We start from the raw sequence: 14,204 nt of genomic DNA, 5'->3' as shown, positions 1-14,204 counted from the left end.
CGCGCCGGCATGTGCATCCGGCCCACACAAGAGACTGTCATGTACCTATTCGCCAACGATTATTTGCTCGCCTGGACAGCCTACGGAATTGCAGCGCTGGGTTGTCTGTTGGTGTGGTTTCGCATCACGCGGCCTATGTGGCGCTGGCTGCGTGAGCCGCTGCGATTGATCGTCGCCGTGCTGCTACTGACGCCAACCATCGTCGACCCTGCCCGGGAACTATTCGCTCCGGCAGTGGCGATTACCGCGCTGGATGTGCTGTTCAAGGTCGGCAATAACGCCTGGCGCGCAGTCGCAGATCTGGCGCTCTACGGTCTGATCGCATTTGCGCTGTACGCTGCGCTGGTGGCGCTGCGCTGGCCGATCGAGCGTCGGCTGAAACAGCGACGCGCAGCGTCGGCAGCGGACGAAGACCCACGTACGCTGCGCGAGCGGCTCGAGGAAGATGAGGAAGACGATTACCGCCCCGCCAGCCGTTACCAGACACGAACCGAACCCAGGCTGTAAGCGCATCGACCGGGCGGATCAGACGTGAACAAGACGTAACGGGAGACCATGCATGTGTGAATTGCTCGGCATGAGCGCCAACGTACCGACCGACATCCATTTCAGTTTCACCGGGCTGATGCAGCGCGGCGGGCGCACCGGGCCGCACAAGGATGGCTGGGGTATCGCGTTCTACGAAGGCCGCGGTTTACGCTTGTTTCAGGACCCAGTGGCCAGCTGCGAGTCGGAAGTGGCGAAGATGGTCCAGCACTATCTGATCAAGAGCGAGGTGGTGATTGGCCATATCCGCCACGCCAACGTCGGTAAGGTCGCCCTGGTCAACACTCATCCCTTTGTGCGTGAACTGTGGGGGCAGCATTGGTGCTTCGCCCACAACGGCCAGCTCACTGATTTCAATCCCGCACGGGGTTTCTACCGGCCGGTCGGGGATACAGACAGCGAAGCGTCGTTCTGCGATCTGCTCAACCGGGTGCGCACCGATTTTCCGGAGCGCGTCGCGGCTGAGGATTTACTGCCGCGTTTGCTCGAAGCCTGCGCCGATTATCGTGCCAAAGGCGTATTCAATTGCCTGCTGAGCAACGGAGAGTGGTTGTTCAGTTTCTGCACCACCAAGCTCGCGCAGATCACGCGTCGCGCGCCCTTCGGACCAGCCCAGCTGAAGGATGCAGAATTGACGGTGGATTTCACCGCTGAGACCACGCCGAATGACGTCGTCACCGTGCTGGCTACCGAGCCGCTGACCGACAACGAGCAGTGGAATGTTCATCAGCCGGGCGAGTGGACACTCTGGCGGCTGGGCGAGTGCGTCGCGCGCGGGCAGGTGCAGTGATGATCCGAAGCTATCTGCGGTTGACCCTGTTCGCCCTTGGCTTGTTGGTCGGGATCCAAGTTCCGGCTTTCATCGAGGCATACGAGCGGCACGTCGAGGCGCGCAGGCTCGAGGCGCAGCAGAGCCTGCTGGGCTTTCAGGACACGGCAGGGCGCTTCTTCGAGGGCAACCTGAACGCGCTGGTCGAGCATTATCGTGCCAGCGACGATCCGGTTATCCAGAGCGATGCGCGAAGCGTTGCTGCGCTTGTGGAGCGCGCGCGTCTGTTGGATCGAGAATGGCGGATCATGCAAGGGCCTTGGTATGCCCAGGCCTGGCATGTATTGATCGGCGCTGATCAGCACTTGCGGCGCCAGGTCTGGAGCAGCTATCGCTTCCAGGTTCTGCTGGCGCCTGAAGCGATTGCTTGGGGGCTTTGCTCTGCGTTGCTGCTGGCATGGGTGATCGAGAGTATCTATCTGCTGTTGCGCCGGGCATTTTTTCCGGAGCGTCATCGACGCCGGCGGCGTACCGCTAAGCCGCTTCCGCCTGCGAAATAGTCGAACTCATCTGGCGTTGGCTGATGATTGGCCAGAGCGATATGCCCATTCGCCCAAGATAAGCTGAAGGGCAGGTATGCAGAACGTCAAGGGGATCAACCAGCTTAGTTCGGTGCCCTTTATGATCGTAAGGGTACCGCCTCCGGTGAGCCCATCGGACAGACCGGACACCTGATACAGCACGCCAAGCACGGCGGCCCATACCGTCACAGTCTCTATCGCCAGCCAGCCACTGAACGCGGCGTTGGCCAGTCTGAGGCGAGGGCGGCGAGTTGGCCTGATTGTCGCGGCTAGCCACCAGAGCAGCATGAGGGTAGACACGATCAGTTTTGCCGTGCTGATGAGTCGTTGGTGTTCAAGTAGCCAGTTGGTGAGTGCTGATGCCCTGACGGCGGTGTTTTGCGTGGCGGGCTCGCCTGACAGCTCGACCGCTAGTAACAGATCTCCTGCTGCGATGAACGCCGTCAACGCTACAACGGCGCACAGCGCCCATCGATTTCTCATCCCCGCGCATCCTTGCAGTCGTTAGGAACGGCTTATTTCGACAGAAACTTCATGCCTTCCTCAAGCCCGTTGAGCGTCAGCGGGTACATACGATCCTCAACGAGATCACGGATGATGCCGGTCGATGCGGTATACCCCCAGGTGTCCTTGGGGTAGGGATTGATCCAAATGAGCTTCTTGTATTTCTCCATGAAGCGCTGCATCCAGACGTAGCCCGCTTCCTCGTTCCAGTGCTCGACACTGCCACCGGGCTGAGTCACTTCGTAGGGTGCCATGGCGGCATCGCCTACGAACACCACTTTGTAATCGGCGCCGTACTTGTGCAGTAGATCAAGCGTCGAGGTGCGCTCGGAGGTACGGCGGAAGTTGTTCTTCCAGACTGATTCATAGATGAAATTGTGGAAGTAGAAGTACTCCAGGTGCTTGAACTCGGTCTTGCAGGCGGAGAACAACTCTTCGCAGACCTTCACATGGGCGTCCATCGAGCCGCCGATGTCAAACAGGATCAGCAGCTTCACCGCGTTACGCCGTTCCGGGCGCATCTGGATGTTGAGCAGTCCGCCGTCGCGGGCGGTGTGGTCGATGGTGCCATCGAGGTCCAGCTCGTCCTGCGCGCCCTGGCGAGCGAACTTGCGCAGGCGGCGCAGGGCTACCTTGATGTTGCGGGTGCCGAGCTCAACCTGATCGTCGAGGTTCTTATACTCGCGCTGATCCCAGACCTTCACTGCTTTGCCCTGACGCTTGCCGGCGTCACCGATGCGGATGCCTTCTGGGTTGTAACCACCCGAACCGAAGGGACTGGTGCCGCCGGTACCGATCCACTTATTGCCCCCGGCATGCTTTTCCTTCTGTTCCTCCAGGCGTTTCTTGAATTCCTCGATCAGCTTGTCCAGCCCCCCGAGCGATTCGATCTTGGCGCGCTCTTCATCGCTCAGCGAGCGTTCGAACTCCTTACGCAGCCATTCCTCCGGAATCAGCGCCTCGATATGCTGATCGAGGTTTTCCAGCCCCTTGAAGTAGGCGCCGAAGGCACGGTCGAACTTGTCGAAGTGGCGCTCATCCTTGACCAGGATGGCCCTCGACAAAAAATAAAACTCGTCCATATCGGCGAAAATAACGTTGTGTTTCAACGCGTTGATCAGATCGAGCAGTTCGCGTACCGACACGGGTACCTTGGCGGCACGCATCTCATTGAACAGGCCAAGCAGCATGGCAGAACCTCGGGAATACCGTCGTAACGGCACCTTGCGTTTGATGGGTCAGAGGTCTTCGTCGTGTTCCGCGAGCCCGTCGCTGATCTCATACCAGTCCGCCTTGGAGCCGACGAAGATATGTTCCTGGGGCGGGACCGGCAGCGAGGAGTCGAGCGTGCCGGCCGCAACGCCGAGTTCATGCTCACGATTATCGACGAATTGCAGGTTGGATCCGCAGCGAATGCAGAACGTACGCGTCACATGTTCGGAGGAGTGGAAGACCCCCAACTGATCCTTGCCAGACAGGAAGTGGAACGCTTCCAACGGCACGCTTGCGTAGGTCGCAAATGCAGCGCCATGTGCCTTGCGACACATCTTGCAGTGGCAGTGGGTCAGCTCGTTGATCGGTGCGTCGATGCGGTACCGCACGACACCGCAGAGGCAACTACCGGTATGCGTTTGCATGGCTCTTCCTCCAGTAAGTGAGGCGGCCGGCTCCGCTTGGAACCGCCGTCGTTCAGCGGCTGGCGCGACGACTCATGAACGCCAGGCGTTCAAGTAATTGCACGTCCTGTTCGTTTTTCACCAGAGCGCCGGCCAGTGGCGGAATCGCTCGGGTCGGATCGCGCTCGCGTAGCACGGCTTCGCCGATGTTGTCGGCCATCAGCAACTTCAGCCAGTCGACAAGTTCGCTGGTGGATGGCTTCTTCTTCAGCCCCGGTACCTTGCGGACATCGAAGAACACGTCGAGGGCCTCGGCGACCAGATCCCTTTTGATATTCGGGTAGTGCACATCGACGATCCTCTGCAGCGTTTCGCGATCGGGGAACGCGATGTAATGGAAGAAGCATCGGCGCAGGAAGGCGTCGGGCAGCTCCTTTTCGTTGTTCGAGGTAATGATGATGATCGGCCGCTGTATGGCCTTGATGGTTTCATTGGTCTCGTAGACGTAGAACTCCATCTTGTCGAGTTCTTGCAATAGGTCGTTGGGAAACTCGATGTCGGCCTTATCAATTTCGTCGATCAGTAGAATGACCCGCTGTTCGGCCTCGAAGGCTTCCCACAACTTGCCCTTCTTGATGTAGTTGCGCACATCGTGCACCCGATCGGAATCCAGCTGCGAATCGCGCAGACGGCTCACGGCATCGTATTCGTACAGACCCTGATGCGCCTTGGTGGTGGATTTGACGTGCCAGGTGATCAGCTTCGCACCGAAGGACTCAGCCAGTTGCTCGGCGAGCATGGTTTTGCCGGTGCCCGGCTCACCCTTCACCAGCAGCGGACGCTCCAGCGTAATGGCAGCGTTAACCGCCAGTTTCAAGTCATCGGTGGCGACGTAAGACTGGGTGCCTTCAAACTTCATCGGGGTTTCCTTGATCGGGCCTGGCACGCAGGCGCTTCATGTTTTGGTTAGACGATCGACTATAAGGGATGGGCTCCTCAGTGTGAACGCGAGTGGATCATTCAGTCACTGAATGGGCGCGGACATTTTGCCTGTTCCCGTTTATTCATCGTCTTCGCTCAATGAACGCTCGAAGCGGGTCGAGAACGCTTCGACGAAGGCGTTTCGCAGGATCGCGATGAATGCTTGAAAGGGACTGACGTTGGTATCCTTCGTGCTGCCGGACAGTTCTACCCGCGTCGCGAACTGATCCTTGCTCTGGTTCTGCAGAACTTCCTCACCACCACCGACCACCGCTTCCCAGATGCCACGGAAGAATCCCTTGCCTTCATTCTCGACGTCCTGCTCGAAATTGAAAACGTCGACATTGTGCAGCAAAGGTTTGATATAGCCCGACAACTGGCTGTCGTTGGCCTCGACTTCCATGACCAGATCGCCGGTTCCGCCTGCGAAATCGAAATTACCGTAGGCACTGCTGAAGTCATTCAACCTTGTCAGATCCACGCCAGTCACACGCAGGTTCACTTCAAAGTCTTCCCAATTGGTATAGGGGTCGAAGTTCGCGGTGGCTTCCATCGGGGCGTGATCGAGAAACTTGGCGGTGCCTTCGAATGTGGCGACGCGGCCCTGCCCATCCGCCGTGTTGGTCAGGTTATAGAGGCTCGCGTTGATCGCATTGGCATAGATATGCACCTGCGGATCGGACTCGAAGTTGCGAAACGACAATTGACCGTCCATGACGCGGAGTTCGTTCAGGGTAAATGGCATCAGTTCTTCCAGCCGCTCACGCCAATCGACACCTTCGCCGGTCTGCGAGTCGCCGCTGTCCTCGCCATCGACGAAATTCAGCTGCGGCTGTTCCAGCGTCACCTCGCCAACCAGGGCCTGGTCCTTCCAGAGTGCTCGCCAGCTCAAACCGATATCGATTGTGGGCGCGGTGAACAGCGGTGCCTGGACTTCCTCGCTCTTCTTTTCGATGAGCACGCCGTCCGCTCGGTAAGCGCCACGCCACCAGGCCAGATCAACGTCATCGACATGACCTCGGTACTCGCCCATGTCTGCCAGCTTGTCGTTCAGGTAATTGAGCACCAGGTGAGGCAGGGCGAGATGAATGATCAGCAGTAACAGGGCGATTGATAGCAATATCCACAACGGAATTCGGTAGCGTTTTTTCATGACGGGCCTGGTCTGGTCGAGGAGTCATCACTGAATGGCTTACCTTTGGGTGGACCCACACACGCATCGGTGAGTTCGGCTGGACGAGTCATCAGACTGGGCATAGGCTGATCAGTCCGATTTTCCATTCGCAGGGACACTGTCATGAGCCGCATCTTCGCTGACAATGCGCAGGCCATCGGGAATACCCCGTTGGTCATGATCAATCGATTGGGCCCGAAGGGCGTCACCATCATGGCCAAAATCGAAGGCCGCAATCCGGCACACTCAGTCAAATGTCGGATCGGCGCCGCGATGATCTGGGATGCCGAGAAAAACGGTCTTCTCAAACCGGGCATGACGATTATTGAGCCAACGTCCGGAAATACCGGCATTGGCTTGGCTTTTGTCGCGGCGGCACGTGGTTATAAGCTGATGCTGACCATGCCTGCGTCGATGAGCCTGGAGCGACGCAAGGTCCTGAAGGCGCTCGGAGCGGAGCTGGTGCTCACTGAGCCGGCCAAAGGCATGAAGGGCGCCATCGAAAAGGCGGCAGAAATCGCTGCCTCGGCCCCCGAGCTTTATTACTTGCCACAGCAGTTCGAGAACCCATCCAACCCGGCGATCCACGAGAAAACCACCGGGATGGAAATCTGGAACGACACCGAAGGCAACATCGACGTACTGGTCTCCGGAGTCGGTACTGGCGGCACCATCACTGGTGTTTCGCGCTACATCAAGAACACCAAGGGCAAGAAGATACTCAGCGTGGCGGTCGAACCGATTAGTTCGCCTGTGATCAGCCAGACGCTCGCGGGGCAGGAAGTCAAACCCAGCCCGCACAAGATCCAGGGCATCGGTGCTGGCTTTGTGCCGAAGAACCTGGATCTGTCCATGGTCGATCAGGTCGAACAGGTCAGCGACGAGGAATCCAAGGCCATGGCGCTGCGCCTGATGCGCGAAGAAGGCATCCTTTGTGGCATTTCTTGCGGCGCGGCCATGGCTGCGGCGGTGCGCATGGCTGAACGCCCGGAAATGCAAGGCAAGAATATTGTGGTGATCCTCCCCGATTCCGGCGAGCGTTATCTGTCCACCATGCTGTTCGCCGATATGTTCGGTGAGCAGGAACTGCAGCAGTGATTCCCGCTGCGCCGGCCTGCGTTTGCAGCGCCGGCGCAGCGCCGTTTTAGCCTGGCTTCTACGGTGTTCTTGCCTGCCAGGTAGTTCCCCAGCGCCTGCGTCATCCCGATCACCCCCTCCTGCCGCTTTGCAAGCCCGCCACACTTAGCGATCGAATGGGCATTGGCACAACCACGCATCAATCGACAGTCATTGGCTGCGCCTGCTTGTCTGCCTGATTGCCGAGACGCCACCCGAGATAACCCCACAGCATGGCGCAGATGGCGCCGACCACCGCCACGAGTCCCGTGCCCTGGCCCAGCATGTCCAGCGCGCTCTTGCCCCAGCCGCTCATTGCATCGCCGGCGCGATAGACGACGGTATCGATGAAGTTCTTGGCCTTGTACTTGCTTTCGGCATCGAGCGGCGCGAAGAGCATTTCCCGGCCCGGTCTGACGAAGGCGTACTCACCGATACGTCGCACGATCATCAAGGCTGCGAGCATGGCGAAGCTTGGCGCCAGGGCAAGTCCGAGAAAACCGATGCTCACGATCAAGGGCACGATCATCAGCAGCATGCGCACGCCCAGCTTCTGCGCGACGCGCCCCGCGATGAATACTTGCGACAGCAAGGCGCCGGCCTGGACGATCAGATCTATGGTGCCGAACACGCGGATCTGTGCGTTGCGGTCCGGAAACAGCTCGGCCACCAGGCGCGCTTGCTCGAAATAGAGGAACGTATTGGCGGTCGCCAGCAGTACGACGAAACCGGCGATACCCATCAGATAGGGTGACTGCAAAATCCGCGTCATGCCGCTAAAAGGGTTGCCGGGTAGCGGCTTGCGCGTGCTTTCGGCTGGCGCCGCATCAGGGCGACCGGCTCCGCCTACCTCACGCCAGCGCATCAATAAAAATTTGAGTGCGAGCGCTGCGCCGAGTAGCAGGCTGGCGAGCAGCATGAGGCCCGCTTCGCCCAGGCTGCCAACCAAGAGAGCGCTGAGCGCCGGTCCCACCAGCCCGCCAACGCTTGCCCCGGCGGCGATGAAGGCGAACAGGCGTTTGGCCTGGCGCGCATCGAACACGTCCGCCATGAGGCTCCAAGCGACTGACACGACGAACAGGTTGTAGACCGATATCCAGACAAAGAAGACCCGGGCCATCCAGGGGTTGTCCCCGTGATGCTGGAACAGAACGCTGAATACCAGCAGGTTCACGCAGAAGAAACCGAACACCCAGTCGATGAAATGCAGGCGCGGCACTCGAGAACTGAGCCAGGCGAACAGCGGTACCGCGATGAGCATGGCGACAAAGGTGGCGGTGAACAGCCATTGCAGGTTGTCAACGCCCGCCGCGACGCCCATCGACTCACGGATGGGGCGCAGCATGAAGTACCCAGCGAACAGGCAGAAAAATAATAGAAAACCAGACAGTGCAGCGTGCAGTTCATGGTCTTCGGCATTGATTGCGACGCTTAGGCGATGTGAAACGGATACCGTGCTCATGGAGCTGCTCCTGCAAGGCGAAGGGCGGCGGGACGGGGAAAACGATTCGTGCGCGTGTTCAGGGGTAGGCCACGCCAGTGAGGCGTTCCGACAGTTGCCATAGCTCGCCGGCGTCTGCACGCGTCGTGGCGGCCTCAGGCGTTTGGGCAATGCCCAGCGGGCCGCGCTTCTCTTCCTCGCCGATTGGTCCGTAATAGGCGCCACCCACCGCCTCCGGCGCGGTCGCGGCATACAGCGTGGAGAGTGCACCTTGCGCGGCGGAGTGGTACTCGTCCCGATCTTGTGCCCACTTCACGCCAAACTGGCTGTCCAGCCCCGGGCCCCGTTCGACCAGTTCGGTAACGGCAACGCCCGGGTGCGCCGCGATACTGCGGACGCCCCAGCCAGACGCATCGCTGCGCCGTTGCAGCTCGAATGCCCAGTTAAGTACGGCCAGCTTGGATTGTGCATAAGTGGCGTAGGGGTTGTATTCCCGTTCGGCCTGCAGGTCGGTGAAGTTTATCTTGCCGCGGCTGGCAGCGATGCTCGACAGGCTTACTACGCGACCATCGTCGCTCTCGCGTAGCAGCGGCATCAGCAGGCCGGTCAGCGCGAAGGGCCCGAGATAGTTGGTCGCCAGCTGCAACTCGAAGCCATCGGCGGAGGTGCTGCGTTGCGGCGGCGCCATGATGGCCGCGTTGTTGATCAGCACATCGAGTCGCGCCAGGCGCTCGTTGAGGCGCGTAGCCAGGTTGCGTACCGAGGTCAGGTTGGCCAGATCCACCGCTTCGAATTGCACGTTCGCATCCGGTACTAGTTGGCGTATCCGCTCGATCGTCTGCTGTCCTCGCTCGGCGTTGCGGGCCGCGATGATGACCTCCGCACCGGCGCGGGAGAGGGCGAGGGCGTCTTCGTAACCCATGCCGCTGGTGCCGCCGGTAATCAGGACGATACGGCCTTCCTGCGATGGCATGTCATTGACCGTCCAGTCCGGCTTCGGCGGCACGCGGTTGGCGGCTTCGGTTGTGATAGCGACTGCCAGCGCAACACCGGCGAACAGGGTCCGGGTTATTTTAATAAGGCGGCGGGCGTGGTCGATATCACTCGGTTCCGGCTTGGTTGTTCTGCTCCACATGATTGCTTCCTCATTCGTCGTTCAACGGGAATGACCATGGCTCTGGCTGAGCGAGTGGTCGACGCGAGGAGTATCACCGTCCGATAGCGGCATGATAATCGGGGTACATGTGGACGGGCTGTACGGCGAGTCGTACAGTTTGGGCGTGCCCAAGAGGAAACCCGATGCGCCAACCCAATTTAAGTGATGTCGCGCTCTTCGCCGCGGTGGTCGAGGCGGGAGGCTTTCGTTCCGCTGCGCAGAAACGCGGCATGTCGGCGTCTTCGCTGAGCGATTGCATGCGCCGCCTGGAACGCGATGTGGGCTTGCGCCTGCTCAATCGCACCACCCGCAGCGTCACGCCAACGAGTGCTGGGACGCGTTTGCTCGAACGTTTGCGCCCGGCGCTCGAGGAAATCAGTGCCGCGTTCAACGATCTGGATGATGAAGCCCAACGGCCGGTTGGTACGTTGAAGCTGAACGTGCCCGTACCGGTGGCACGCTACGTTCTACCGGATCTGCTGAGCCGCTTCCTCACGCTCTATCCTGGCGTCAACGTCGAGGTGGTCATGGAGAACACTTTCATTGATGTCATCGGAGCCGGTTATGACGCGGGCGTGCGTTACGAGGAAAGTCTGGCCAAGGACATGATTGCCGTTCCCATCGGGCCAAGGCGACAGCGCTTCGTGGCTGCGGCTGCGCCAATTTACTTGAAGGCTCGCGGTACGCCCCAGCACCCCGCGCAGCTGACCGACCACCAGCTGATCGGTCATCGTTTCGAGAACGGCAAGATAGGGGTCTTCGAATTCGAGAAAGACGGTCGAATCCTGCGGGTTCCACCGCGGGGACAGCTAGTGACGTCCTCACATGACCTTAGGATCAGCTCCGCCATCAAGGGGCTTGGCATCGTCTATGTATTCGAGGACTTTCTCCGCGAGCCGCTCGAGGACGGTCGCTTGATTCCTATCCTCCAACAGTGGTGGCAATCCTTCGACGGGCCCTATTTGTACTACCACGGGCGCCGCCATATGCCATCACCGCTCAGGGCCTTCGTCGATTTCATCAAATCCGAGGCGCAGTAATTGAGCGTCTTGCCGGAGAAGCGCACCTAAACGTCGTAGATATCTTCTACACCGGTTGTTCGTTCGGATGATCTGGATTACGCGAAAGCAAAGCGGCGGCGGCAATGTTAGAGCTGAAGGCGCAATTGCAATTGGTGGTCGGGGCTGGCTAATACGGGATTTGGACCTGGGTGCCCCAGAAAGGAATCACCCATTTGGAATGACTGAAATCTTCCCGTCTTTTTCAAGAATGGCGAACTTGATTTGGTCAAGCCGCTCCAGGCCCTGCGAATGCCGGGCAGCTTCTAGAATATCGCTTTCATCGATACGGGCTTTTTTTGCTCTATGACCCAGCAATTGGCCATGTTCGACAATTATAATCGGCTCGCCATCAAGGATTTTGGCGAACCATAGTGACTTTTGTTTAGTTAAAGACAATGCGATGTCAAACCCTACCAGCGATACGATAACGAGGGCTGCATTAATGACCGAGAAATCATCACCTAGCAGCGCCTGTTGTGTTGCTTCACCAATGATAAGAAGAAGTACAAAATCAAAGGTAGTCAGGTCCGAGAGCGTTCTTCTACCCGCTATCCGAAAAACAATCAGAACTATAAGATAAATTGCGGCGGCGCGGAGTACGGAGTCCATGGCTGCACCTTTATGGGTAGATGAACTGAGTTAATTCAATATGCTGACCATTCGCGTGTGCCACGCTTTTGGTTAAACCCAGTCCGCTCGGCCGCAAACTGAAATAAGCCGTGGCCCGGCCCTCAGGGTCTGGTTGGAATCTCAGTCGGAGCCCGCGACCGAAGCTTTCTGAGCTGACCGGTTCGGGTTGTATGTTTTCAACCATGAAACTTTCAAGTATGTCGCCATCTAGCGTCAGCCAGACTTGCCCGTCCTGACCGGCCCGGGCATTGATCTTTATTTCCGTGGATGCACCGTGCCGTTCAAAACGCTGGTATTGAACCTGCATATCTCCTGCCGCAGTTTGCGCGACGACTGTGCTTAATGGTCCGGTGCTGAATAAACCCGTAAAGGTGACTAGTATCATTCCGATCAATATAGCCCAACCGATCCGCTCTGTTTTCCATATCCTTGACTGCAGCACCATGTCTTCCTGAATGGGGTAGTTTCGGCTGCTGAGTTCATCTGTTTTAGAAGACATCCGAGACCCCTGATGATCGTTTAAAGACGATAATCTGTAGAGAGAGCAAGCGAAGCATAAGTTCACTTGCCGTCTCGGTTGAGCTATAGGCTATGCTTGTTTTATTTAGCCAAGCTCAAAGGCTAAATGTGCTTCCTTTGAATAAACACTATTGAATGGACGTTTAATAACTACAGGGCATCGTAACGGTGTTGCTTATGGCGTCGATGGTTTCTGCGTTGGTTGCCGGTTCGCTTCGATGTCCATCGCGGCATTGAGATCATTGAAGGCGATTTACGCCGTCGCAAACCGCGAAAACGCACGTGCAGCGAGGCTTCACGACCGCCAGTTGGCATGTCGATGCGAACGTTGCAATCGGCGTTGCGGCTGCCAAACTGCCGTAGCGTCGGCGAAAGCTGGAGGAGCCCTGGGCGATAGCCACTGATCCGAATGGGCTATCAGCGATCAAAGCGGCTTGGCTGCCAGCGGCTGATGAGCCGGGCCATGGATGACGTCGCCATTAGCCTCGAATATCGAACCGTGGCACGGGCAGTCCCAGGTGCGGTCGGCGTTGTTCCAGGTCACGGCGCAGCCCATGTGTGTGCAGGCCGCGGCGACACCGTGCAGCATGCCGGAGTCGTCTCGCCAGACCGCGATTTTCTCATCGCCACGGGTGATAACGCCGCCCTCGCCACGACCGATGGTTTCCATTCCTTCTACCAGGGACTGACTGTCTCCGCTCTGGTTGTAGTCGTCTGGGGCCGGTCGTTTGGGGTCGAAGAGGTCCTTCCATGGCCGGCGACCGGTAATAATCTGGCGAGCGATGCCCAATCCGGCGGCGGTGCCGTTGCTGATCCCCCAGGCGTTGAAGCCGGTGGCGACGAAGAGTCCGGGTGTTTGCTCCGGATCCGGCTCGCCGACGTAGGCCATGCGATCAGCGGTGTCGTAATCCTCGTTGCACCAGCGCCACACCGCTTTGCCGACCGGCAGATTGCTCTGGGCCCACTGTTCCAAATCAACGAAGCGTCGCGCTACGTCGCCGTCCTGGCCGGTGTTGAAACGCGGGCCGAGCACAACCAGCAGCGGGCCTTCAACATCGCGACCCATACGTATCGAATGGGTGGGCTCTTCGACCCCGATGAACATCCCCTCAAGGTGCGCGTTCTCTTGCGGGCGGAACGCCATCGCTACGTGGCAGCGCGGCTGGGTAGGGCTGACGAGATCGACCGGCGTCTGGACCGGCATGTGCGTGGCAAGAATCACATGGTCGGCATCGACGCTTCCACCCTCGAAGCCGACCTGCCAGCGATCATTGTGCTCGAAGCTCTGCGCGCGGGTCTGCTGGTGGATGCGTCCACCGCGCGCCTGTACCGCCCCGGCCAGCCCCACCAGGTAGCTGGTCGGGTTGAATTGCGCCTGGTCCGGAAATTCCAAGGCGCAGGCGGTCTCGAAGGGTAGCGGCGCATGCTCCAGTACCCGCGCGGCGAAGCCCAGACAGCGTGCTGCCTCGGCTTCCTGCTCGATGGCCGCCCGCCATTGGGTAGAGCAGGCGTAGGCAAAAGCGGACTTACGCTGATAGTCGCAATCGATCTGGTGGGTTTCGACCCAATCACGAATCCGCTGCACGGCTTCACGATTGGCATCGGCATAGCATTGCGCCAGCTCCTGGCCGAACGTGTCTATCAGGTGCCGGTAGATGAGTGCATGCTGGGTCGTGATTTTTGCCGTAGAACGCCCGGTGACCTGCCTGCCTATTTCGCGTGCCTCCAGCACCATGACGGATTTGCCGGCTTCGCACAGAGCCATGGCGGCGCTCAGCCCGACGATGCCGGCGCCGACCACTACGACGTCGCATTCGGCGTGCCCGGTCAGCCGGGGAAAGTCGCTGCGTTGCGCATTAGCGTTCCAGCAGCAATCGGGGGTGGCGGAGAGCGCGGGCATGGGTAGGTCCTCATTGGCTGAATCCGTCTGCAGTAGAACGACCCTGCTCGGCCGGGTTCCGACCATTAGGCGGGAGGGTCGGCCGAGGGCAGGCTTTTGCCTGCACCGCTGCGAGCACTCCTAACCGGTGGCGCACTCACCGGCAGGGAAGGGCTACACCGTCACCAGGCGCAGCGGTGCGGACTGGGTACCTTTTTCGATCGGGCGCCC

15 protein-coding genes are annotated in these 14,204 nt (G+C 59.2%); 5 read left to right on the top strand and 10 right to left on the bottom strand.

Annotation, left to right across the window (positions count from 1 at the left end):
• The first annotated feature begins 39 nt into the window (after positions 1–39).
• The 3 genes from H3028_RS00210 to H3028_RS00200 are packed head-to-tail and all read left to right on the top strand — an operon-like array spanning position 40 to position 1,875.
• Positions 40–507: an MFS transporter gene (locus H3028_RS00210; protein WP_181295080.1), complete on the top strand. Its 468-nt coding sequence runs from the start codon at positions 40–42 to the stop codon at positions 505–507.
• A gap of 52 nt (positions 508–559) precedes the next feature.
• Positions 560–1,336, top strand: a complete 777-nt coding sequence (locus H3028_RS00205; RefSeq protein ID WP_181295079.1) for a class II glutamine amidotransferase — start codon at positions 560–562, stop codon at positions 1,334–1,336.
• A complete protein-coding gene (locus H3028_RS00200) occupies positions 1,336–1,875 on the top strand; it encodes a DUF2937 family protein (protein ID WP_181295078.1) in 540 nt (179 codons plus the stop codon). Before H3028_RS00205 ends, H3028_RS00200 begins: the two co-directional genes overlap by 1 nt.
• A gap of 6 nt (positions 1,876–1,881) precedes the next feature.
• On the opposite strand, the gene H3028_RS00195 is transcribed toward H3028_RS00200, so the two are convergent.
• The 5 genes from H3028_RS00195 to H3028_RS00175 all read right to left on the bottom strand — a co-directional run bounded on the left by H3028_RS00195 (position 1,882) and on the right by H3028_RS00175 (position 6,150).
• Entirely contained in the window at positions 1,882–2,379 is a 498-nt protein-coding gene (locus H3028_RS00195; protein WP_181295077.1) for a hypothetical protein, read from the bottom strand.
• A 32-nt stretch (positions 2,380–2,411) separates the two neighbouring features.
• Positions 2,412–3,590 (bottom strand): VWA domain-containing protein, encoded by a 1,179-nt coding sequence (locus H3028_RS00190; protein WP_181295076.1) that lies wholly within the window; start codon positions 3,588–3,590, stop codon positions 2,412–2,414.
• Between the two features lie 48 nt (positions 3,591–3,638).
• A complete protein-coding gene (locus H3028_RS00185; protein WP_168424012.1) occupies positions 3,639–4,037 on the bottom strand; it encodes a GFA family protein in 399 nt (132 codons plus the stop codon).
• A 52-nt stretch (positions 4,038–4,089) separates the two neighbouring features.
• Positions 4,090–4,935, bottom strand: a complete 846-nt coding sequence (locus H3028_RS00180; protein ID WP_168424011.1) for a MoxR family ATPase — start codon at positions 4,933–4,935, stop codon at positions 4,090–4,092.
• Between the two features lie 141 nt (positions 4,936–5,076).
• Positions 5,077–6,150: a DUF748 domain-containing protein gene (locus tag H3028_RS00175; protein WP_181295075.1), complete on the bottom strand. Its 1,074-nt coding sequence runs from the start codon at positions 6,148–6,150 to the stop codon at positions 5,077–5,079.
• A 144-nt stretch (positions 6,151–6,294) separates the two neighbouring features.
• Here H3028_RS00175 and cysK point away from each other — a divergent pair, with 144 nt between their 5' ends.
• Positions 6,295–7,269: a cysteine synthase A gene (gene cysK / locus H3028_RS00170; protein ID WP_181295074.1), complete on the top strand. Its 975-nt coding sequence runs from the start codon at positions 6,295–6,297 to the stop codon at positions 7,267–7,269.
• A gap of 178 nt (positions 7,270–7,447) precedes the next feature.
• On the opposite strand, the gene H3028_RS00165 is transcribed toward cysK, so the two are convergent.
• Positions 7,448–8,749 (bottom strand): NTP/NDP exchange transporter, encoded by a 1,302-nt coding sequence (locus tag H3028_RS00165; RefSeq protein ID WP_181295073.1) that lies wholly within the window; start codon positions 8,747–8,749, stop codon positions 7,448–7,450.
• Positions 8,750–8,807: 58 nt separating this feature from the next.
• The gene (locus H3028_RS00160) at positions 8,808–9,863 is read right to left on the bottom strand and encodes an oxidoreductase (protein WP_181295072.1); all 1,056 of its coding nucleotides are present in this window, start codon (positions 9,861–9,863) and stop codon (positions 8,808–8,810) included.
• A gap of 164 nt (positions 9,864–10,027) precedes the next feature.
• Between H3028_RS00160 and H3028_RS00155 the strand changes: the two genes are divergently transcribed.
• On the top strand, positions 10,028–10,924 hold the full coding sequence (locus H3028_RS00155) for a LysR family transcriptional regulator (RefSeq protein ID WP_181295071.1): 897 nt from the start codon (positions 10,028–10,030) through the stop codon (positions 10,922–10,924).
• A gap of 186 nt (positions 10,925–11,110) precedes the next feature.
• On the opposite strand, the gene H3028_RS00150 is transcribed toward H3028_RS00155, so the two are convergent.
• The 3 genes from H3028_RS00150 to H3028_RS00140 all read right to left on the bottom strand — a co-directional run bounded on the left by H3028_RS00150 (position 11,111) and on the right by H3028_RS00140 (position 13,994).
• Positions 11,111–11,554 carry a DUF421 domain-containing protein gene (locus tag H3028_RS00150; RefSeq protein ID WP_181295070.1) on the bottom strand — a complete coding sequence of 148 codons (444 nt, stop codon included), beginning with the start codon at positions 11,552–11,554 and terminating at the stop codon, positions 11,111–11,113.
• Between the two features lie 10 nt (positions 11,555–11,564).
• The gene (locus tag H3028_RS00145) at positions 11,565–12,074 is read right to left on the bottom strand and encodes a hypothetical protein (protein ID WP_181295069.1); all 510 of its coding nucleotides are present in this window, start codon (positions 12,072–12,074) and stop codon (positions 11,565–11,567) included.
• Positions 12,075–12,518: 444 nt separating this feature from the next.
• A complete protein-coding gene (locus tag H3028_RS00140) occupies positions 12,519–13,994 on the bottom strand; it encodes an FAD-dependent oxidoreductase (RefSeq protein WP_181295068.1) in 1,476 nt (491 codons plus the stop codon).
• Positions 13,995–14,204: the final 210 nt, after the last annotated feature.

The organism is Pseudomonas sp. Q2-TVG4-2, assembly GCF_013620795.1.
Classification (GTDB): domain Bacteria; phylum Pseudomonadota; class Gammaproteobacteria; order Pseudomonadales; family Pseudomonadaceae; genus Stutzerimonas.
Note: the sequence above shows the minus strand (reverse complement) of the source record. Positions and strands in the feature narration are given on the sequence as shown.